Raw genomic sequence first — 19,822 nt, forward strand, 5'->3', positions numbered from 1 at the left:
GAATTTGGATAGGGTCGTTGGTATGCGAAGCCTCCCCCTGGCCGCGGCCGCGGCAATCGGATTCACCGTCCTGACCGGATGCAGCACCGTCGACAAGGCCCAGGCCTGCATCGAGGCCAACAAGGCCCTCGCCGACATGGGGGCGAAGGTCACCGAGGTGGCCGGCGATCCCGCAGCGATGGAGAAGGCCCTGAAGGACGGGGCCGCGAAGCTGGAGGACGTCGCCGGCACGGCGGGGAACACCACGCTCAACGAGGCCCTGCAGAGCCTGGCGGACAGCCTCAAGAAGCTGAACATCGACAACCCCGAGGAGGCGGCGGCCGCGGCGCAGAAGGTGACCACGGACACCGCGCGGACGGTGCGCACCATCGCCGAGGAATGCACCTGATTCCGACCTGAAAACCCGACATCACTAGCGGAAATGGGCGTGAATTAATCTCATTTCCATGGACGTCGAAGGAAGGGAGCCGGACCCCCGGTTCACGCTCGCCAACGAGCGCACGTTTCTGACGTGGCTCAGCACCTCGCTCGCGCTCAGCGCAGGCGGCGTGGCGATGGCGGCGGTGCCGAGGGGCATCTTCGTCCCCTGGATGCGCACGGCGCTCGCCGTCGTGCTGGTGGTGCTCGCCGCGGTCGCGGCCGTGCTGGCCTACCCGCGCTGGCGCAACGTCCAGCGGGCGCTACGGCACCAGGCACCGCTGCCCGGGCTCGCGCTGGCCCCCGTGTTCGGCTACGGGGTCGCGGCGGTGGCCCTGCTCGCGCTCGTCCTCATCGTCGTCGCCGGATGAGAGCGGATGAGAGCGGATGAGACGGGGTGAGACCGGATGAGACGGGGTGAGACCGGATGAGAGCCGGCGACATCGGAGCCCCCAGGTGAGGCGGTGACGGGGCCGGGCCGGCGGGAGGAGAGCCCCGGCCTGCACGGCGAGCGCACCCTCCTGGCGTGGATCCGCACGGCCGCGGCGCTGGCCGCCGGCGGGCTCGTCGCGGCGGGCGCCGCCGGGCGTCACCTCGGGCACGGCGGCGCCGCGATCCCGTTCGTCCTCGCCGCGTTGTGCGGCGCGATCCTACTCGCGCGGACCGGCGTGCGCCACCGCCGAGTGCACCGGGCGCTGCGCGACGGCCTTTCCCTGGACGACCAGGCGGACGCGCTCCTCGCCTGGTTCGGCGCGCTCGCCGTGGCGGCGGGCGCGGTCGCCTTCGTGCTCACGTCCTGAGCCCGCGCCCCCCCGCGGGCCGGGTGCGCACCCGAGGGTGTGCGGCGGAGCCGCCGGGCGGCGTCAGGTCGTGGCCCCGAGCTCGATCGTCGCGGCGACCTCCTCCTGACGCTCGGCCTCCTCGGCGGCGAACCGCTCGACGTCGAGCTTCTCGGCGATCTCCTCGTCCTGTCTCATCAGCGCGTCGAGGTTCTGCCCGGCCATGTCCAGCACCCCCATGTCGGCGTACGCCTTCTGCAGGCGCTCGCTCCACAGGCCGATGTCCTTGACGCACGGCACGATGCGGCTGAACAGCAGGGACCGGAACAGCCGCAGGTACTGCGACTCGTCCACGGCCTTCATCGCGTCCTTGACCTCCGCGGGCGAGAGGCCGAGGTTCTCCCACTGCTCGACGCCGCGCAGCCGGTCGCGCATGAGATAGCAGCCCTCGATGACGAAGTCCTCGCGCTCGCGCAGCTCGGCGTCGGACAGCTGCTTGTAGTAGTCGCGCAGGGCCATCCGGCCGAAGGCGACGTGCCGGGCCTCGTCCTGCATGACGTACGCGAGGATCTGCTTGGGCAGCGGCTTGGTGGTGATGTCGCGCATCACGCCGAACGCGGCGAGGGCCAGGCCCTCGATCAGCACCTGCATGCCGAGGTAGGGCATGTCCCAGCGCGAGTCGCCGAGTGTGTCGTCGAGCAGCGCCTTGAGGTACTTGTTGATCGGGTAGGCGATGCCGACCTTCTCCTGCAGGAAGCGGGCGTAGGTCTCGGCGTGCCGGGCCTCGTCCATCGTCTGCGTGGCGGCGTAGAACTTCGAGTCCAGGTCGGGGACGGACTCGACGATGCGGGCCGAGCAGATCATCGCGCCCTGCTCGCCGTGGAGGAACTGCGAGAACTGCCAGGACGCGCCGTGCCGCCTGACCTCCTTGCGCGTGGCCTCGTCCATCTTGTGCCACAGCGGCGTGTCGTAGATCGCGATGGACTGGTCGGGGATGCCGAGCACGTCGTACGGGTCGACCTCGAGGCCCCAGTCGATGCGTTTGACCGAGTCCCACTGCTTGTCCTTGCCCTTCTGGTACAGGGCGAGCATGCGGTCGCGGCCCTCGTCGTACTCCCAGGTGAACCGGGAAGAGCCGGCCATCGTCACATCCCAGGTCGAAAGCTCGGCGGGGATGGTGTAGATCTCGTGGGTCGACACGGGTCCTCCAGAGGGGACGTACACCGTACGTATACGTGGAGACTGACACGTACGCTGTACGTACGTCAATGCGAGGAGACGATCAGCTCATGCCCACACCTCTCACCCGAGCCCGCATCGTCGCCGCCGCCATCGATCTGATCGAGCGGGAGGGCGCCGACGCGATCTCCATGCGGCGCATCGCGGCCGATCTCGGGGTGGGCGTCATGTCCCTCTACAACCATGTACCCAACAAGGCCGCCCTGCTCGACGCGGTGGCCGAGAGCGTCTACTCGCGGATCGAGTTCACCGACGACCCCTCGGCCGAGTGGACCGCGCGGGTCCGCGTCCAGGCGAGGGCGTTCCGGCAGATCGCCCACCACTACCCGCGCTCGACCATGGTCGTGGTCAGCCGCCAGCTCAGGTCACCGGCCGGGCTGCTGCCCGTCGAGCACGCGCTCGCGACGCTGCGCCAGGCGGGGTTCGACGGCGAGGACGCCGTGCGCATGCTGCGCACGTTCATCGCCTACATCATCGGCTCGCTGCTGCGGGAGGTCGGGGTCACGCCGACCTTCGCCCCCGTGCCCGGCCAGGACCACACGCCGCACGCCGACCCCGCGCTGTTCCCGGAGGTGCACGGCCTCGCGTCGCTGCTGGGGGAGTGCGACCACGAGGAGGCGTTCGAATACGGGCTCGACATGCTGATCCGGGCCGCGGTCGTACGCCTCCAGGAGGTCAAGGAGGCCCGGGCGGCGGGCGAGGCGGGCGCGGGCGGCGGCGTCAAGGGCCGGGGGGACGCGGCGGTCGCCGGGAGCGGGGGAAACGGAAGCGCCCGGGGGTGATCCCCCCGGGCGCCCGGAGTGCGTCCTTCCCCTGGGCACTCCCACGCGCGGCCTCAGTACCAGTTGTGCGACTGGAAGTGGCCCCACGCGCCGCAGGGCGAGCCGTAGCGGCCCCGGATGTACTTCAGCCCCCATCGGATCTGGGTGGCCGGATTGACGCGCCAGTCGTGACCGACGCCGACCATCTTGTCGCCCGGCAGCGCCTGCGGGATGCCGTAGGCCCCGGACGACGGGTTCTGCGCCTTGTGGTTCCAGTTGCTCTCCCTGGTCCACAGGCTGTCGAGACAGTGGAACTGGGTCACCGGCCAGGCTCGCTTGGTGACCAGGCGATAGGCGATCGCCTTGTTCCTGCCCTTGGGCGTCTTGGGCGCCCACGCCGCCCGCACGGCCGGGCGGGCCGAGGTCGTCCAGAGGCGGCTGTGCACCCGGTAGGGCAACGCCTTCCTCGCGACCGCGGCCTTCACTGGGGCCTTGACTGGGGCCTTCGCTGTGGCCTTCACCGCGGCCTTGCCCGCCGCTGCCTTCTTCGCCGCCCGCGCCTTGGCGGGCGTCCACGCCATGGCGTTCGAGACGGCCTTGGACCTCAGCCCCGCCTGCGCGACCGGCGGCCGGGCCGGGCTGGACGGGAGCCTCACCGCGCCCGCCCGCGTCCAGACCGGCCGGACGGGCGTCCAGGCCGGGTGGGCCGCGGGGACGCTCTCGGGCGCTGCCGCGGGAACCGCGGGTACTGCCGCGGGCGCTTCTGCCGGCTCCGCTGCGGTCGGCGCGGTCGCCGCGATGGCCGCGCTCTCGACCGCGCCGATCGTGCCCGTCGTGCCGGTGGTCTGGCCCGCTCGGGCCCCCTGGGTCATCGGGGCCACGTACGCCGAGTAGGCGGCGTACACCGGATGGACCGGGTACGTGGTGCCGGCCGTGTAGGCCTGGCCGGCCTGGGCGGAGGTGACGGGGGCCGTGGTGACGGCGCTCACCGCCTCCGCGGGCCGTGTGGTGGTGGTGCCCGGCGTCACGGCGGCCGGCGCCGTGACGATGGCCTGCGCGTCGGCCGGCGCTTCGGCCTGCGTTCCGGCCCGCACTGTGGTGGCGGCGCGGGCCGCCGCCGCGAGTGCGCCCGTCGGTCCCGTCGTCTCCTTGACGGCGTCGGCAGTGGTGTCCGCCCTGGTGAGGGCCTGTGCCGCGCCTGCCGCCGCGTTCAGGACGGCGGTGACGATGAGGGCCGCGACGGCGCCATGAATAGCGCGTTTACTGTCCAAATCAGTCCTATTCATCGGGTCGCGTGCGGAGGAGGCCGCCGAGGCGGCCGTCTCCCGTCCCCGCGCCCGTGGCTCGGGCGCCGCGACGTCCGCGTGGCCTTTCCGGAATCGGTTGAAGACACAGATGTCTCCCGGAAGGCGCCGCGACGTGTTCTACGGCGGTTTCTAGTAGGTGGTCCGCCCGGCGCCCGCGTTCCGCGACACGCTACGGACGGTTGTTTGCCATCGAGGTGGGACATCTCTGCCGTCTCGCGGCCCCTGGTTGGCGCGCGTCGTGCGGGAGATGATCACCGCGTGGTCCGGAAATGCCGCAGGGTTAAGGTTTGGCGGCGAGGACCCCGTTGAACAGGGAAGGAAGTGATTTCGCGCGCGGCGAGCCGCGCGTGGGGCGGACGCCTGATTAGGGTGGCTTCATGAGTCTTCGTGATATTCCGGTGCGTACGCTGGACGACGCTCCGACAACGCTTGGCCGGCTCGCCGGCGACAAGGCCGTCCTCGTGGTCAACGTCGCGTCCAGGTGCGGGCTCACCCCGCAGTACACCGGTCTCGTCCGCTTGCAGGAGCGGTACGGCGACCTCGGGTTCACGGTCGTCGGCGTGCCCTGCAACCAGTTCGCGGGCCAGGAGCCCGGCTCGGCGGAGGAGATCCAGGAGTTCTGCGCCACCAACTACGGCGTCGACTTCCCCCTGCTGGAGAAGATCGAGGTCAACGGCGAGCAGCGCCACCCGCTGTACGCCTCGCTCGTGGAGGTCCCCGACGCCGACGGCGAGGCCGGCGACGTCCAGTGGAACTTCGAGAAGTTCCTGATCGACCGCGAGGGCACGGTGGTCGCGCGCTTCCGTCCCCGCACCGAGCCCGAGGACGCGGCCGTGACCGCGCTGATCGAGAAGACCATCGGCAAGGCGGCCGGCTAACGGCGCGGGCCGCAGCTGCCCCTGACGATCAGCTCGGTGGGCAGGACGACCCCGCGCGTGCGACGGCCCTGGCGCAGGACGAGCTCGGCCGCGCGGTAGCCCATGTCCTGGGCGGGCTGGGCGATGACCGTGAGCGGCGGCCAGCACAGCTCCGCCCAGGGAACGTCGTCGAACATGATCAGCGACACGTCGCGCGGCACGCGGACGTCGAGCTCACGGGCGGCGAGGACGGCGGCCTCGCCGAGCAGGTTGCCGCCCGCCAGCACCGCCGTCAGGTCGGACCGGTGGTGCAGCAGGCCGGCGGCGGCCGCGTACGCCGAGTCGCGGGTCGCGCGCGCCCGCACGATCAGCTCCTCGTCCACGGGCAGCCCGAGCGCGCCCATCGCCTCGCGGAACGCGCGCACGCGCTGCTCCTGGCCGTGGCGCGCGAGGAAGGCGACGCGGCGGTGCCCGAGCGCGGCGAGGTACTCGACCGCCGTGCGCACGCCCGAGCGGTCGTCGGTCACGACGGCGGGGACGTCCTCGCGTCCCCGCACGGGCCGCTCGGCGAAGACCACGCCGAGACCGGCGCGGAACGCCGGCCCCCACATCTCGCCGTCGCCGGACGGCACCGCGATGACGCGCTCCACGCTCTCTTCGATCAGCGAGCCGATGAGCTCGGCCTCCCGCTCGGGGTCGTCGCCGGTGGTGCCGATCATCACCGGCTCGCCGGCGGACTGCGCGCAGGCGAGCACGCCATCGGCCAGCCTGGCGTAGAAGCTGTCGGTGATGTCGGGGATGAGCAGGCCGATGCCCCCCGTGCGCCGGCGGCGCAGGTTGCGCCCGAGCGCGCTCGGCCGGTAGTCCAGCCGCGCGGCGGCGGCCAGCACCCTCTCGCGGGTGGCCGGGCTGGCCGAGCCGGTGCCGGACAGCACGCGCGAGACGGTCGCGACCCCGACGTCCGCCGCCTCGGCGACATCCTTGATCGTCGTACGCCGCTGCTCGCTCATCCTCATGGAAACGATTCCATCATGATTTCCACCGATCGGCCAAGGCCATGGCGCTATCCGAAGAGTGTGAAGAGGTTATATTTCACAGGGGCTTGACAGAGATGTCCGGTTCAGATGAGATTCATGAAAACGTATCCACATCCGGCGGGCACCCGGACGCACGAAGGACTGCCATGGCATCAATCGTTCTGCGCAACGTCGACAAGATCTACGCCGGCGGGGTGAAGGCTGTTAACGGCCTCAATCTGGACATCAAGGACGGCGAGTTCATGGTGCTCGTCGGCCCGTCGGGATGTGGCAAGTCCACGGCGCTGCGTATGATCGCCGGTCTGGAGGACATCAGCGGCGGCGAGATCTCCATCGGCGACCGGGTGGTCAACCACCTGCCGCCGAAGGACCGCGACATCGCGATGGTGTTCCAGAACTACGCGCTGTACCCGCACATGACGGTCGAGGAGAACCTCGCCTTCGGCCTCAAGCTGCGCAAGATGCCCAAGGCCGAGATCGCCAAGCGCGTTCAGGAGGCCGCCAAGATGCTCGGCCTCGACCAGTACCTCAAGCGCAAGCCCGCCGCCCTGTCCGGTGGCCAGCGCCAGCGCGTCGCGATGGGCCGCGCGATCGTCCGCGAGCCGCAGGCGTTCCTCATGGACGAGCCGCTGTCCAACCTGGACGCCAAGCTCCGCGTCTCCATGCGCGCCTCACTGAACACCCTGCACGAGCGCCTCGGCGTCACCACGGTGTACGTCACGCACGACCAGGTCGAGGCCATGACCCTCGGCGACCGCGTCTGCGTGCTGCGCGACGGCCTCCTCCAGCAGGTCGACACCCCGCAGAACCTGTTCGACAGCCCGGTCAACCTGTTCGTCGCCGGCTTCATGGGCTCCCCGTCCATGAACTTCGTCAACGCCGAGCTCGTGCGCAGCGACGGCGGCGCCGCCGTGGCCTTCGCCGGCTACAAGTTGCCGGTGCCGGACTCGACGTTCGCCGAGAAGCCCGGCCTGGACCAGTACCTGGGCAAGAAGCTCATCCTCGGCATCCGCCCCTCCGACTTCGAGGACGCCGTGGCCGCCAACGGCAGCTCCGGCGGCTGGGCCCGCATCCCGACCCGCGCCGAGGTCACCGAGGAGCTGGGCAGCGAGATCAACGTCCTGTTCCTCATCGACGCCCCGCCGGTCGAGCACAAGGACACCGTCGCCGCCCAGGACACCGGTGACGACGAAGAGGCCGCGCTGCCCCTGGTCGGCGACAAGTCGCTGTGGACCGCCCGCGTCAACGCCCGCAGCCACGTCCGCCCCGGCCAGAACATCGAGCTGGCGGTCGACACCCACAACCTGCACTTCTTCGACACCGACAGCGGCCTGGCCATCGGCCACCCCGCCAACGTCGGCCGCTGAGGTCCCGCGCGGCGCCCCTGGGCGCCGCGTCCCCGGCGAACCAGCCTTCCGGGCGAGAAGCCCCCGCCGTGCACCCCTCCCACGGCGGGGGCTTTTTCGTGTTTCACGGCTTTTCGCGTTCAAGGTAGGCGGAACGGTGTGTGATGGTTCCGCAAAAGCGGTGCGCCGGACGCCCGCCTTTCCGCTTTGGTGCATAGAACGGTTGCGTCGACATCTCGCTCGGCTTACGGGCGATGTCTCCCGCAGCCGGAACCGCGCCCATCGGAGAGTCCTGAATGGCTGGGAAACGCACTATACCTACGTTCACGGCATTGGTCCTGGCCGGTGCCATGGGGTCGGGAACAGTTGCCGCGGCGGCGGCCGTGTCCGCGCCGGCCGCTTCGACCGCGCCGACCGTTTCGACGCCTGTCGCGCGTACGGAGCCGTTCCGCCTTGGGATCCGGCAGCCGAACGCGCCGAAAAATCTGAGACTTTTCCAGATCACCGCGAAACTCATCAAATTGAAGTGGGACCCGCCCGAGAACGGCTATCCGCCGCGCCCTGGCGTGGTCGCCTACGAGATCTACGCCGGCTCGCCGTTCCATCTGATCGCCACGGTGCCCGGCACTGTCCTGAGATACCTGGACAAGCGCCGGTGCTGCGACACGGTCTCGTATTTCGTGAGGGCGCGGGACGCCGAGGGCAACGTGTCATCGCCGAGCAACGTCGTCACCCGCCACGCCCGCGAATGCAAGAAGTGTCACCACCATGGCGAGGACGGCAAGGAGCACGGCCATGCCGAGGACGGCAAGGAGCTCGGCGACGCCGTGACGAACGAGCCCGACGCCAAGCAGGACGACCATGTCGCCAATGTGGCCGACGGACATCACGACGATTCCGATCATGATCAGGAAGTCGTCAAGGCCGACAAGCTGCTCCACCTGGAGAACGCCCACGACGGCGGCGGAGGCGGCGGCCACTGGTCGGACCACCATGGCCATAGCGGGCACGGTGGTGAGCATGGTGGCGAGCACGGCGGCGAGCACGGCGGCCCGGAGGGCGCGGGTGCGGAGGCGCACGCGGCCGGAGGTCAGCAGCCCGGCGGTGAGAAGCACGCGGGCGGGCAGCAGGCCGGGAAACAGCTTCCGTTCACGGGAGCGCCCGTGACCGCGCTGGCAGGGGTCGGCGGCGCCCTGCTGGTCGCCGGAGCCGCCGGTGTCCTGATCTCCGTGCGGCGCCGCCGATCCACTGGTGCACGCTAGACGGCGCCGGCGGCTCGTCGCCGGCTCGCTCCTCCCGGTGCTCGTCCTGGCGTCGTACGGGGGCTGGTCGGCGTATGTCGGCCTCAGCGTGCGCGACCACCTGCAGGCGACCAGGGACGCCCTGCTGCACCTGCGCGCGGTGATGAGCGCCCGTGATCTCGACCGGATGGCCGTGACGCTGGCCGACGCCCACCGCCACGCGGCCGAGGCGCGGCGTCTCACCGGCGGGCCGGACTGGGCGCTGCTCACCCACCTGCCCGTGATGGGGGATGGCGCCACGACCGTGCGCGGGCTGGCCGAGTCCGCCGCCGAGATCACCGGTGTGCTGACCGGCCTTCAGGGGATCGGCAGGTCGATCCTCATGGCCGACTCCGGTTCCGCGGACGACGTTCACCGGCTCCTGGACGGTCTCAGGGCGGCGGCTCCGGTTCTGCACGGAGCCACCGCCCGTCTGTCGCGGGCGCGGGACCGCCTGGCGGCCACCCCGGCGCACACCCGGGTGACCTCCGTGGACGAGACACGCGGCAAGGTCCTGGACGAGCTGGACCGGCTGCGCGGCTGGGTCGGCGGCGCGGCGACCGCCGCGGAACTCATCCCTCCGATGCTGGGCGGCGACGGCCCGCGCCGCTACTTCCTGGCCTTCCAGACCAACGCGGAATCGCGGGGCACCGGCGGCCTCGTCGGCGCCTTCGGCATCCTTTCCGCCGATCAGGGCCGGATCCGCGTCACGCGGCTGGCCACCGACAACGACCTGAGCTCCAGCGCCCGCCCCGTCACCGACCACGGCCCGGCGTTCCGCGCGCGCTACGGCGACGGCGCGGCCCGGCTCCTCTCCGTCTCCAACCTCTCCCCGCACTTCCCGTACGCCGCCAGGACCTGGACCGCGCTCTGGGAGCGCCAGACCGGCCGGCGGCTGGACGGCGCCATCGCGATCGACCCGGTCGGCCTGTCCTACATGCTCGGCCTGATCGGGCCGGTCACCCTGCCGGGCGGGGAGCGGGTGACCACCTCCAACGTCGTCGACCTGACCGAGCGCGCGGCCTATGACCGCTATCCCGACCCGGTGAGGCGCAAGCGCTTCCTCATCGCGATCGCCACGGCCGTCGGCGAGGCGCTGCCCAAGTCCTTCGCCGGGCCCTCCCACCTGCTGCCCGTACTCAAGCCGATGCTCGATGAGCGCAGGATCCAGATATGGAGCCGCCACGACGCCGAGCAGCGGAGCCTGTCGGCCACCACGGCCGGCGGCGTGCTGCCGCGGCTGCCGGGGCCGTACGCCGGGCTGGTGGTCAACAACTCGGCCGGCGGCAAGCTGGACTACTACCTGAACCGCTCGCTGGAGTACACGCTGGGCCCCTGCCGGGACGGGCGGCGGGAGACGCGCGTGCGGATCCGGCTCACCAACGACGTGCCCCGCGTGGCGCTGCCCTCCTACGTCACCGGCAGGCTGGACAGCCCCAGGCGTCCCCACGCGGCCGGTTCCAACCTGCTGTGGGTTTCGTTGTACGCCGGGCTCGGGGCAGAGCTCACCGGGGCGCGCCTGGACGGCCGGCCCGTCCCGGCCATCAAGGAGGCCGAGAGATCGCACCCCGTCTACTCCACCCTCATGGAGCTGGCCCCCGGGCAGTCCAGGACGTGGGAACTAGACCTCGTGGAACCGGGTTCCGGGGCGTCTCCGGTGGTCCCGGTGCAGCCCCTGGCCCGCCCGCAGGTCACCCGGATCGCTCAGGACGGGCATGGCTGCCCGCCCTGATCCGGAGCGTCTCGCGCCGCCCGAGGGCCGCTTCCGCCTGCTGTTCGTCTGTACCGGCAACATCTGCCGCTCCGCCATCGCCGAGCGGTACACCCGTGCCCGGCTGGGCGCCCGCTCGCCCGTCGTCGTGGAGAGCGCCGGCGTGCACGCCGTCTCCGGACGGCCGATGACCCGCCGGTCGGCGCGCCTGCTGGAGAAGCTGGGCGCCGATCCCACGGGGTTCACGTCACGACGGCTGACCTCACGGATGCTGGAGGAGGCCGACCTGGTCCTGACCGCCACGACCGCGCATCGCGGCCTCGTGGTGCGGGGGAGCCCGTGGATGTCCGGCCGGGTCTTCACCATCGTCGAGTTCGGCGCGCTGACCGGGGCCGTGCTCGCGCGGCCCCGGTCAGCCGAGGAGATCGCCCAGGAGGGGGACCCGGCGCGGCGGGCCCACGACCTCCTCGCCCGGGCGCGGGCACTGCGCGGGCTGGTCCGGGTGGAGGAGCCCGACGTCCCCGATCCTTTCGGCGGCTCGATGCGCGCCTACAGGTCGGCCGCCCGGCTGATCGTCGCCGGCCTGTCGGCCCCGCTCGAGATGCTGACCGCCGAGGTCGCCCCGGCCGTCGACCGCCGTGCGCCGTCGTCCGGCTCGTAACCGCTTTCGTAGCCGTAGGCGTCCTTGCCCTTGGTCGGCACGAAGTTCAGCGCGGTTCCCACCACACGCGCGTTGAGGGAGGACAACAGCTCGGTCGCGCGCGCGATGTGCCCCGCGCGCGTCCTGCCGTGCCGGGCGATGAGCAGCGTGCTGTCACAGACGGCCGCCAGCGAGGCTCCGTCGGTCACCGGCAGGAGCGGCGGGGTGTCGATGACGACCATGTCGTAGGTGTCGGTGAGGGTGCCGAGGAGCTTGCGCATCCCCTGGGAATTGAGCAGCTCACTGGGGTTCGGCGGGATCTGCCCGCTCGTCAGCACGGTGATCGGAAGCGGTCCCCACGTCTGGGTGACCTCGTCCAGCGAGGCCGAGCCGATCAGCACGTCGGTGAGCCCCGCCGCTCCTTCGAGGCCGAGGTAGTCGGCGACGCGCGGGCGGCGCAGGTCGGCGTCCACGATGATGACCCGCCAGTCGGCCTGGGCCAGCACGATGGCGAGGTTGACGGCGATCGAGGTCTTCCCCTCCCCGGCCAGGCAACTGGTGACCACCAGTGAGCGCGGCCGCCGGTCGACGCCGATGAACTGAAGATTCGTGCGGAGCGCCCGGAACGCCTCGGCCCTGGACGACCTGCCGTGGTCGCGGAGGATCAGCGGATGCCGCTGCGCGTCACGCTCGTGCCCGATCATCCCGATGGTCGGGCTCTTGGACACGGCCTGCAGCGTCTCGGCCGTCTTGATGGTCGTGTCCATGCGATCGCGCAGCACCAGCGCCCCGAAGGCGACGATCAGGGCGATCAGTTCCGCGATGAGGAGGTTCGTCAGCGGGCGCGGGCTGATCGGTTTCCCCGGGACGGCCGCCTGGTCCACCACCGTCACCTTGACCGTGGAAGGGCTCGACCGGCTGGGGCGCTCGAGCACGCTGATCGTGCGGGAGAACGCCACGCCGAGCTTGTTGGCCAGCAGCGCCGCGCGGGCGGGGTCGGTGTCGGTGACCGTGGCCTTGATCAGCGTGGTCATGGGGATCGCCTCGGCCTTGATCCCGGCCTGGACGCGCCCGACGTCGTCCGGGCTGGTGATCTGGCCGATCACCCGCCGGCTGGTCACGAGGGTCGCGTACGACTGCACCCGCTGCTGGGAGAGCGCGCCCGCCTGGATGGCGGTGGCGAGACTGCCTTCCTTGTCGTCCCCCGTCACCAGCATGGTGATCTGCGCCTGGTATTTGGGCGGAGTCTTGGCGCTGATGACCATGGCGGCGGCGGCGGAGGCGATCAGCGTCAGCACGACGACCGCCCAGTGCGCGCGCATGAGCCGGAGGTAGTAGAGACCTTGCACCTGATTAACGCCTTTCAGTGATGCTGACCGAGGGTTCGCCGGCATGGCCGGGCACCGGGCTGTGCGCTCGTTGCAGGAGCCCGATGAGCACGATGGCCGCGCCGACCGCGGCGGCCGTGGTGACCAGGGGCGAGGTGAGATGCAAGGTCACCGCCAGGTTGAGCGCGCCCGAGACGGCCGCGGCGCCGGCCAGGACGACGGCCGTGAGCCGGACGCTGAAGCCGAGCGAGTTGAGGCGGTGGGACACGTGGTCGGTGCCGCCGAGCAGCAGAGGACGGCCGGCTCGCGCCCTGGACAGCATGACCACCCCGGTGTCGATCGTGGCGACGAACGTGGGCAGGAGCAGGCTGCCGATCACCTCGTACAGGCCCTCGTCCTTCACCACCGCCGTGGTCGAACAGGCGAGGACGAAACCGATGAACAGCGAGCCGGAGTCGCCCATGAACACCCGGGCCGGTGCCCAGTTGTGCAGCAGGAATCCCAGGCCGGCGCAGCAGAGCGCGGTCAGCAGCATGCCGATCATCGGCTGGCCGGCCGCGAAGGCCGTGACGGCGAGCATGCCCGCGCCCGTCGTCGTGATGGCGCCGAGCGCGCCGTCCTGGTTGTCCAGCAGATTGAACGAGTTCGTGATCAGGACGATCCACAGGATCGTCAGAGGGACGTCCAGCCAGCCGCCTGTGACGGGGGCGTGGATCCCGCTCAGTACGACCCCGGCCGCCGCCACCGACTCGACGCCGAGCCGGGTGAAGGGGGAGAGCGGCGCGATGTCGTCGATCAGGCCGAGCAGTGCCACCGCGACGGCGGCGCAGACCACCACGGTCAGGGTGAAATCGTTCAGGCCGACGATGACGATCACGGGGGCGACGGTGCCCAGCGTGATCGCGACTCCCCCGAGGTAGGGGATCGGGCGGGCATGCGCCTTGTGCCCGCCCGGGCGGTCGGTGAGTCCCCAGCGCGTCGCGAGCCGGCCGAGTGGCCCCGTCGCGAGCGCGGTGAGCAGGAAACCGGCGAGCCCGGTCGCGAGGATGGTGAACGCGTTCATCTCAGCGACGTCACCAGCTCGCCGCGCGCCTCGACGATGGTCTCCCGCAGGATGTCGAGGAGGGAGCGTCGCGGCGTCCATCCGGTGAGGGCGCGCAACTTCGTCGTGTCGGGGACCCGGCGGGTCATGTCCTCGAAGCCCGTCTCGTACGCCTCGGCGTACGGGATGTTCTCGATCCCGCTGGTCGTCCCGGTCAGCTCGATGATCATCTTGGCGAGTTCCAGGATGGTGACCTCGTGGGAGGCGCCGACGTTGAACGTCTCGCCGATCGCCTCCTCGCGGTCCAGCAGTTCCAGCAGCGCCACCACCACGTCCCCCACATGGGCGAAGCACCGGGTCTGCGTGCCGTCGCCGAAGACGGTGAGCGGCGTGCCGCCGAGCGCCTGCCGGATGAGGCGCGGGATGACCATCCCGTAGGCGGGGCTCTGCCGGGGCCCGACCGTGTTGAACAGCCGCACGATGACGGTCGGCAGGTCGCGTTCCTTGTGGTAGGCGTTGGCGAGGATCTCGTCGACCGCCTTGGCCGTGCTGTAGGCCCACCTGACCACCGCCGGGCTGCCGAGCACGCGATCGGAGAGCTCCGAGAGCGGGCCGGCGGAGTTCTTCCCGTAGATCTCGCTCGTACTGGTGATCATGATCTTCCGGCGGTAGCGGTGCGCCGCCTCGATGACGATCTCGGACCCGCGGATGTTGGTGGTCAGCGACCGCAGCGGATGCTCGACGATCAGTTTCACGCCGACCGCCGCGGCGAGGTGCACGACGACGTCGCACCGGTGCACCAGCTCGTCGACGATGAGCTCGTCCAGCACCGACCCCTGGACGAACCGCAGGCGCGGATGGCCGATGACGTGTTCGAGGTTGGCGAGGCGCCCGGTCGACAGGTTGTCCAGGATGAACACGGAGTCACCCCGGGCGAGCAGGGAATCGGTCAGATGGGATCCGACGAACCCGCTCCCGCCGGTTATGAGGTAGGTCTTCCCTGGCGAGTCGTTCACGGCTTCTCCTGTGAGCGTGCGAGGACGTGCTTGGTGGTCGATGCGTGGCCGTGCTCCATCAGATGGCCGCGTTGATCTCGTGGCCCGTCACCGGGCGAAGGAACGTCTGGAACCATGCCACCGTCCGGCGGAGCCCTTCCTCCAGCGGGACGGGACGCAGGTCGGGGAACAGTTCCCCGAGCAGCCGGGGCGAGGATCGCGAGTCGTGGATGTCGCCGGCCCGGGGCGGCAGGAAGGTGGCGTCGACCGGACGTCCGAGCACGGTCGCGAGCGTGTGCCTCAGCTCCAGGAGGGAGACGCGCGTGCCGAACGCGAGATTGACCGGCACAGGGCTGGTCACGCGGCGGGCCGCCGCGTCGGCCAGGACGCCGGCCACGGATTCGACGTACGTGAAGTCCCGGGCCTGGGTGCCGTCGCCGTAGATGGGGACCGGCTCGCCGCGCAGGGCCGCCGAGACGAACGCCGGTACGACGGCCGCGTAGGCGTGGTCGGCCGGTTGCAGCGGCCCGTAGACGTTGAAGAACCGGAACGCCAGCACCCGCAGGTCGTAGCTCTGCCCGTAGGCCAGCGTGTAGCTCTCGGCGGCGAGCTTCCCTGCGCCGTACGGGCTGAGCGGCCGGGCGGGCAGGTCCTCGTGCTTGAACGCCTCCGGGCCGTCCCCGTACACCGAGGACGACGAGGCGACGATCACGTGCGGCCTGGTGCGCCGGCACGCCTCCAGCACGTTCACGGTGCCGGTGGCGTTGACGGCGTGCGAGGTAAGCGGATCCTTCAGCGACCGGGGCACGGACGGCATGGCCGCGAGATGGATCACCGTCGTGGCCCCGGAGACGACCTCGGCCAGCAGTGGCCGGTCCAGGACGCTGCCCAGCACGAACTCGGCGTCCACCCCGGCGAGGTTGACGAGGTCCCCGCCGGTGAGGTCGTCCAGAACCGTGATCCGCTCGACGTCGGGCCGGGCGGCCAGCGCGCGGCACAGGTTCGCGCCGATGAACCCGGCCCCGCCGGTCACGAGCACTCTCATCTGTCTACCTCCGTGGTTTCGGGCCGGCGGCCGCGTGCGACCGCCCGGTAAAGGTCCTCGGTGTCGGAGACCAGGCGTTCGGTGGGAAAGGCCGAGGTGGTCCACCGGCGGGCGGACTCGCCCATCGACCGGGCGAGTCCGGGATCGGTGAGCAGCCGCACGACGTGGCCCGCCAGCTCGGCGGGGTCGCGGCCGGCGAGCAGACCGGTCCGGCCGTCCAGCACCACCTCCCCGACGCTGCCCACGCGGGTCGCCACGACGGGAACGCCGGCCATACCGGCCTCGATCAGGGTGAGCGGCGTGCCCTCGTTGTCGGAGGTGAGCAGGACGACGTCCGCGGCCGCGTAGACGGTCTCGGTGTCGCCGCGCCAGCCGGTGAACACGATCGGCCCGGGAAGCCGCGCCGCGGCGCGCTCGACCTCCTCGCGGAGCTCGCCGCCGCCGCAGACCACGAACCGGCAGCCGGGGATCCATCCGAGGACGGCGTGTGCCGTGGCGAGCAGCCGGTCGGGCCTCTTCACCTTGGTGAGCCGCCCCACGAAGGCCACGACGGGCGCGTCCAGGGGGAGGTTCAGCGCCCGCCGGGCCTCCTCACGGGCCGGCAGGGCGCGGACGCCGACCCCGGGCGGGATGACGACGTACTGGCCCGGCGTGCCGATCCCTGCGGCCAGAAGGTCGTCGCGGACGCGGTCCCCGACCGTGACCAGCCGGTGCGACACCGAGGCCAGCAGGCGTTCGGAGTGCACGTACGCCGCGCGCCTGACCCCGGTGAAGTACCCGTCGAGCAGGTGACCGTGGAAGGTGTGCACCCGGGCCGAGCCGACCCCCGACAGCAGGGAGGCGAGACGGCCGAGGGCCCCCGCCTTGGCCGTCCGGGTGTGCACGACGTGCGGCCGGAAGCGGCGCATGGCGGCGACGAGGTGGGCCAGGGCGCGCAGATCATCGGATGGCCTGATCGCCCGGCCGAGCCCGCGAACCGTGTGCATCCGCGCGGCCCGGCCGTCCGGCTCGTCTTCGGCTCGCGGCGTGCCGGGGTGCCCGGGGGACTCGCTCAGCCGGAGTTGGTCGGCCTCGTCTCCGTCGACGTGCCCGGTGTACAGGCGGTGGTCGAATTCACGGCGGTTCAGCCGCTCGATCAACCCCGAAATCTGCGTCGCCGGCCCTCCGACGTTCAGCCGGGCGATGATCTCCATGACTCGGATCCGGCTGTCTGACTTCACGCGCGCTCCTTGGCGGTGGGCCTGGTCACGTCGAAGAAGCTAGCTCGCCATTTATTCCGTTCGCCGCACCGTCGCGGTGCCCGCAAAAGTGTTTCCTGATTCGGTACTCACTCATGGTCGATTTGTGGCGGAGCGGGTGCGATCCGCTCTCGATGGAGTATCCGGCCGAGTGGTTTTCGGATTTATCCGCCGAATGACCCGCCGAAGCCATGGTTGTCGATTGAAAGGGGAAATACCGCCCAGGGCCCGTGAAAGTCGCCGAGGCATGGAAAGAGTCTGCACGGTGCGGGTCATCGTCGTGCCAGGCGAGGGGTCCGCGGCGATCTCCCGCCTCGCTCCGGCACTAGCGTCGTGCGAAATGCCCTCGTCCAGGGCGTTCCGCGGCCGCCGGCCGCGGGTGTGGTCTCGAAGCCCGGGAGGAGCCGACCCTCATGGAGATTTCCATCGTCGTCCTGATCGTGGGGATGCTCGTCCTGGCCGTCCGCGCCGGTCTGGACGCGACGGCGGCGAAGCGGGTGCTGCCGGTGCTGGTGGTCGCCTTCATGGCCCGCCTCGCCGCGCACCTGTCGCTGCGGGGAGGCGCCCTCATCGACTACGGCGGCGACAACGTCGTGTACGACCTGTGGGCGCAGGAGATCGCCGACCAGTGGAGGCGGGACGGCATCTCCTACGTCACGGTCAGCGGCGCGGGGCGGCTCTACGGAGCCGCGCTCCACTGCAATCTCCTGGCCTTGATCAGATACATCTGCGACGGCCCGGCACCGCTGGCCTCCGCGGCGCTCATGGCCCTGATGGCCTGTGTGCTGTGCGTGGTCATGTACAGGTTCGCGAGGATGCTCGGCGCGGACGAGCGGGCCGCGTTCCGGCTGCTCGTCGTGGTGGCCTTCATGCCGGCCTTCCTGCTGCACACCTCCGACACCTACAAGGACGGGGTGAACGCGCTGCTCGTGATGGCCACGCTGGCCGTCGGGGTCTCGCTGACGCGCCGCTTCGGCCTCGGCAGGCTCCTCCTGCTCGCGCCGCTCCTGTGGGCGCTGTGGAACGTCCGCCCCTACATGGCCTTCATGTGCGTGCTCCCGCTCGCCCTGGGGGTCAGCGGGCTGAAGCACGTCGTCTCGTTGCGGAGCCTGGTCGTCCTCACCGCCCTGGCGATGGTCGTCCTGTTCCAGTTCGAGTTCGTGATGAAGAGCGAGCCGGTCGAGGCGATGCGCAACCAGCTGGAGTACGCCCAGTCGCCGGCCGCGCAGAACTCCAACGCCGGCCTGTCGGGGTGGCGGCACGGGTCGGGCGTCGCCTTCGACGACGGTGGCCTCCCGTGGGGCGCGCTCGGCCCCAAACTGGTCTACACGCTGCTGTCCCCGTTCCCGTGGACCCCCGGCAGCCTGGCGCTGCAACTGGGCAAGATCGACACGTGCGTGTGGTACGCGCTGATCTGCTTCGGGGTGGCCGGCGCCCGCCGGCTGTGGCTCCGCGACCGCAGGATGCTGCTGATCCTCCTGCTCTTCCTCGTCCCCGGCGCGCTCGTCTACGCCACCACCATGGCCAACATAGGACTGATCGCCCGCCAGCGGATGCCCCTGGTCATGGTGACGAGCCTGCTGTGCGCGCTCGCGTGGACCCGCACGCCGCCCGAGGAGCAGGCTTCACCGGCGCCGGGCGACGGGCGGCGGCCGGAGCCCGAGCGGGCCGCTCAGCCGGCGGCCCTGTCCTGAGATCGGCGCGGCGCCTCGTCGTACAACCGGTCGAACCACTTCGCGGTCTCCCCGATGTCGACCGTCCCCGCGCTCTCGCGCGCGCCCTCGCGCAACCGGGCGTGCGTGTCGGGCCGCATCGCCCGCAGGATCGCCCCCGCGAACGCCTTGGGATCGCCCGGCGGGACGAGCAGCCCGTTGCGGCCGCTCTCGATGAGGTCCGGGATCCCGCCGACGCGGGTGGACACCACGGGTACGCCCGCGGCGAGCGCCTCCATGACGACGACCGGCAGCCCTTCGTACGTCGAGCAGAGCACGAGCAGGTCGGCCGCGGCGATGAGGCGCGCGGCGTCCGGCACGTGGCCGAGCAGGCGCACGCCGGGGAGCCGGAGGTCGGCGACGCGCCGCGCGGTCTCGGCCAGCAGCGGGCCGGACCCGGCGAGCAGGAACGTCGCGCGGGTCGGCCCCGCGGCGGCCAGTTCGGCCGCCGCCTCGATGAGGAAGCCGTGGTTCTTGACCGCCCGGAAGTTGCCGGCGTGCACGATCAGGAAGGCGTCGCCTGGCACGTCCCACTCCTTCCTGATCGCGGCGGCCTCCGCCGCCCAGCGGCGCTGCTCGGCCACGTCGGCACCGTGCACGCGGGTCGACAGGCGGCGCGCGCCCAGGGTCGTCACGCTCCGCGCGACCTCGGGGGAGACGGCCACGGTGCGACCGTCCAGCCACCCCGTGGCACGGTCGAGCAGCAGGGTCGGCAGCCGGAACCGGACGCTGTGCACGGTGGACACCAGCATCGGCCGGTGGCGCCACAGCAGGGAGGCCGGCCGGAGCACCGACGCGGGCAGGGGGGAGTGGACGTTGAGCACGTCCGGGCGCAGCCGCCGCACCACGCCGGGCAGCCGGGCCAGCCTGAGCGGGCGGGGGCAGGAGGTGAGGTCGACGACGGTCACGCCGTGCCGCCGGAGCCGCTCCAGGAACGGCGCGGGGGTGGCCTCCATGCACACGACGGTGTAGCGCTTGCCCGTGGGGGCCGCGCACAGCCGCCGGGTGAGCAGGACCTCGGCGCCGCCCACCTTGGCGAGCGACTTGATCACTTCGCAGACGTGCACGGGGCGCATGTGTCTCCTTGT

The 19,822-nt window shown here is 71.3% G+C and carries 19 protein-coding genes; 10 read left to right on the forward strand and 9 right to left on the reverse strand.

All coding sequences use genetic code 11. The features are described 5' to 3' along the window. Positions 1-22: 22 nt before the first annotated feature. The 3 genes from DQ384_RS20090 to DQ384_RS20100 all read left to right on the forward strand — a co-directional run bounded on the left by DQ384_RS20090 (position 23) and on the right by DQ384_RS20100 (position 1,217). The gene (locus DQ384_RS20090; RefSeq protein ID WP_114030400.1) at positions 23-388 is read left to right on the forward strand and encodes a hypothetical protein; all 366 of its coding nucleotides are present in this window, start codon (positions 23-25) and stop codon (positions 386-388) included. 58 nt (positions 389-446) lie between these two features. Further along, the gene (locus DQ384_RS20095) at positions 447-788 is read left to right on the forward strand and encodes a YidH family protein (protein WP_114030401.1); all 342 of its coding nucleotides are present in this window, start codon (positions 447-449) and stop codon (positions 786-788) included. Between the two features lie 93 nt (positions 789-881). Further along, complete coding sequence (locus tag DQ384_RS20100; RefSeq protein ID WP_114030402.1) at positions 882-1,217, forward strand: DUF202 domain-containing protein; 336 nt, start codon at positions 882-884, stop codon at positions 1,215-1,217. A 63-nt stretch (positions 1,218-1,280) separates the two neighbouring features. Here DQ384_RS20100 and DQ384_RS20105 read toward each other — a convergent pair whose 3' ends face one another. Next, on the reverse strand, positions 1,281-2,396 hold the full coding sequence (locus DQ384_RS20105; RefSeq protein WP_114030403.1) for a ferritin-like domain-containing protein: 1,116 nt from the start codon (positions 2,394-2,396) through the stop codon (positions 1,281-1,283). Positions 2,397-2,485: 89 nt separating this feature from the next. Between DQ384_RS20105 and DQ384_RS20110 the strand changes: the two genes are divergently transcribed. Continuing rightward, entirely contained in the window at positions 2,486-3,217 is a 732-nt protein-coding gene (locus tag DQ384_RS20110; RefSeq protein ID WP_114030404.1) for a TetR/AcrR family transcriptional regulator, read from the forward strand. Positions 3,218-3,270: 53 nt separating this feature from the next. Here the strand turns inward: DQ384_RS20110 and DQ384_RS44205 are convergent, their stop codons facing one another. Next, positions 3,271-4,467, reverse strand: a complete 1,197-nt coding sequence (locus tag DQ384_RS44205; RefSeq protein ID WP_181871301.1) for an aggregation-promoting factor C-terminal-like domain-containing protein — start codon at positions 4,465-4,467, stop codon at positions 3,271-3,273. Positions 4,468-4,880: 413 nt separating this feature from the next. On the opposite strand from DQ384_RS44205, the gene DQ384_RS20120 reads away from it, so the two are divergent. Next, the gene (locus tag DQ384_RS20120; protein WP_114030405.1) at positions 4,881-5,381 is read left to right on the forward strand and encodes a glutathione peroxidase; all 501 of its coding nucleotides are present in this window, start codon (positions 4,881-4,883) and stop codon (positions 5,379-5,381) included. Here DQ384_RS20120 and DQ384_RS20125 read toward each other — a convergent pair. Next, positions 5,378-6,376, reverse strand: a complete 999-nt coding sequence (locus DQ384_RS20125) for a LacI family DNA-binding transcriptional regulator (protein WP_245966630.1) — start codon at positions 6,374-6,376, stop codon at positions 5,378-5,380. The genes DQ384_RS20120 and DQ384_RS20125 overlap by 4 nt on opposite strands. A gap of 167 nt (positions 6,377-6,543) precedes the next feature. On the opposite strand from DQ384_RS20125, the gene DQ384_RS20130 reads away from it, so the two are divergent. From DQ384_RS20130 to DQ384_RS20145, 4 genes are all read left to right on the forward strand, one after another. Continuing rightward, positions 6,544-7,764 carry an ABC transporter ATP-binding protein gene (locus DQ384_RS20130; protein ID WP_114030407.1) on the forward strand — a complete coding sequence of 407 codons (1,221 nt, stop codon included), beginning with the start codon at positions 6,544-6,546 and terminating at the stop codon, positions 7,762-7,764. A gap of 311 nt (positions 7,765-8,075) precedes the next feature. After that, on the forward strand, positions 8,076-9,005 hold the full coding sequence (locus DQ384_RS20135) for an LPXTG cell wall anchor domain-containing protein (RefSeq protein ID WP_147268838.1): 930 nt from the start codon (positions 8,076-8,078) through the stop codon (positions 9,003-9,005). After that, on the forward strand, positions 8,995-10,755 hold the full coding sequence (locus DQ384_RS20140; protein WP_114030409.1) for a DUF4012 domain-containing protein: 1,761 nt from the start codon (positions 8,995-8,997) through the stop codon (positions 10,753-10,755). The genes DQ384_RS20135 and DQ384_RS20140 overlap by 11 nt, the downstream gene beginning before the upstream one ends. After that, positions 10,739-11,395: an arsenate reductase/protein-tyrosine-phosphatase family protein gene (locus DQ384_RS20145; protein WP_114030410.1), complete on the forward strand. Its 657-nt coding sequence runs from the start codon at positions 10,739-10,741 to the stop codon at positions 11,393-11,395. The genes DQ384_RS20140 and DQ384_RS20145 overlap by 17 nt, the downstream gene beginning before the upstream one ends. Here DQ384_RS20145 and DQ384_RS20150 read toward each other — a convergent pair. Genes DQ384_RS20150 through DQ384_RS20170 form a run of 5 tightly spaced genes read right to left on the reverse strand, consistent with a single transcriptional unit; the run spans position 11,284 to position 17,004 of the window. After that, positions 11,284-12,723: a tyrosine-protein kinase domain-containing protein gene (locus DQ384_RS20150; RefSeq protein ID WP_181871302.1), complete on the reverse strand. Its 1,440-nt coding sequence runs from the start codon at positions 12,721-12,723 to the stop codon at positions 11,284-11,286. The genes DQ384_RS20145 and DQ384_RS20150 overlap by 112 nt on opposite strands. 4 nt (positions 12,724-12,727) lie before the next feature. Further along, positions 12,728-13,765, reverse strand: a complete 1,038-nt coding sequence (locus DQ384_RS20155; protein WP_181871303.1) for a glycosyltransferase family 4 protein — start codon at positions 13,763-13,765, stop codon at positions 12,728-12,730. Continuing rightward, positions 13,762-14,760 (reverse strand): GDP-mannose 4,6-dehydratase, encoded by a 999-nt coding sequence (locus DQ384_RS20160; RefSeq protein WP_114030413.1) that lies wholly within the window; start codon positions 14,758-14,760, stop codon positions 13,762-13,764. Before DQ384_RS20160 ends, DQ384_RS20155 begins: the two co-directional genes overlap by 4 nt. A 58-nt stretch (positions 14,761-14,818) precedes the next feature. Next, a complete protein-coding gene (locus tag DQ384_RS20165) occupies positions 14,819-15,784 on the reverse strand; it encodes an NAD-dependent epimerase/dehydratase family protein (protein WP_114030414.1) in 966 nt (321 codons plus the stop codon). Next, complete coding sequence (locus tag DQ384_RS20170; RefSeq protein ID WP_114030415.1) at positions 15,781-17,004, reverse strand: glycosyltransferase; 1,224 nt, start codon at positions 17,002-17,004, stop codon at positions 15,781-15,783. Before DQ384_RS20170 ends, DQ384_RS20165 begins: the two co-directional genes overlap by 4 nt. Positions 17,005-17,435: 431 nt before the next feature. On the opposite strand from DQ384_RS20170, the gene DQ384_RS20175 reads away from it, so the two are divergent. Beyond that, positions 17,436-18,716: a hypothetical protein gene (locus DQ384_RS20175; protein ID WP_114030416.1), complete on the forward strand. Its 1,281-nt coding sequence runs from the start codon at positions 17,436-17,438 to the stop codon at positions 18,714-18,716. Here the strand turns inward: DQ384_RS20175 and DQ384_RS20180 are convergent. After that, the gene (locus tag DQ384_RS20180) at positions 18,695-19,810 is read right to left on the reverse strand and encodes a glycosyltransferase (protein ID WP_114030417.1); all 1,116 of its coding nucleotides are present in this window, start codon (positions 19,808-19,810) and stop codon (positions 18,695-18,697) included. The two genes, DQ384_RS20175 and DQ384_RS20180, sit on opposite strands and share 22 nt — an antisense overlap. Positions 19,811-19,822 lie beyond the last annotated feature (12 nt).

The organism is Sphaerisporangium album (genome assembly GCF_003323745.1).
In the GTDB taxonomy this organism is placed as follows: domain Bacteria; phylum Actinomycetota; class Actinomycetes; order Streptosporangiales; family Streptosporangiaceae; genus Sphaerisporangium; species Sphaerisporangium album.

Bases quoted from the DNA above. Each gene is read 5' to 3' on its own strand.
- DQ384_RS20090 (WP_114030400.1), top strand. From the start codon at position 23: ATGCGAAGCCTCCCCCTGGCCGCGGCCGCGGCAATCGGATTCACCGTC.
- DQ384_RS20095 (WP_114030401.1), top strand. From the start codon at position 447: ATGGACGTCGAAGGAAGGGAGCCGGACCCCCGGTTCACGCTCGCCAAC.
- DQ384_RS20110 (WP_114030404.1), top strand. From the start codon at position 2,486: ATGCCCACACCTCTCACCCGAGCCCGCATCGTCGCCGCCGCCATCGAT.
- DQ384_RS20120 (WP_114030405.1), top strand. From the start codon at position 4,881: ATGAGTCTTCGTGATATTCCGGTGCGTACGCTGGACGACGCTCCGACA.
- DQ384_RS20125 (WP_245966630.1), bottom strand. From the start codon at position 6,376: ATGAGGATGAGCGAGCAGCGGCGTACGACGATCAAGGATGTCGCCGAG.
- DQ384_RS20130 (WP_114030407.1), top strand. From the start codon at position 6,544: ATGGCATCAATCGTTCTGCGCAACGTCGACAAGATCTACGCCGGCGGG.
- DQ384_RS20145 (WP_114030410.1), top strand. From the start codon at position 10,739: ATGGCTGCCCGCCCTGATCCGGAGCGTCTCGCGCCGCCCGAGGGCCGC.
- DQ384_RS20155 (WP_181871303.1), bottom strand. From the start codon at position 13,765: ATGAACGCGTTCACCATCCTCGCGACCGGGCTCGCCGGTTTCCTGCTC.
- DQ384_RS20165 (WP_114030414.1), bottom strand. From the start codon at position 15,784: ATGAGAGTGCTCGTGACCGGCGGGGCCGGGTTCATCGGCGCGAACCTG.
- DQ384_RS20175 (WP_114030416.1), top strand. From the start codon at position 17,436: ATGGAGATTTCCATCGTCGTCCTGATCGTGGGGATGCTCGTCCTGGCC.
- DQ384_RS20180 (WP_114030417.1), bottom strand. From the start codon at position 19,810: ATGCGCCCCGTGCACGTCTGCGAAGTGATCAAGTCGCTCGCCAAGGTG.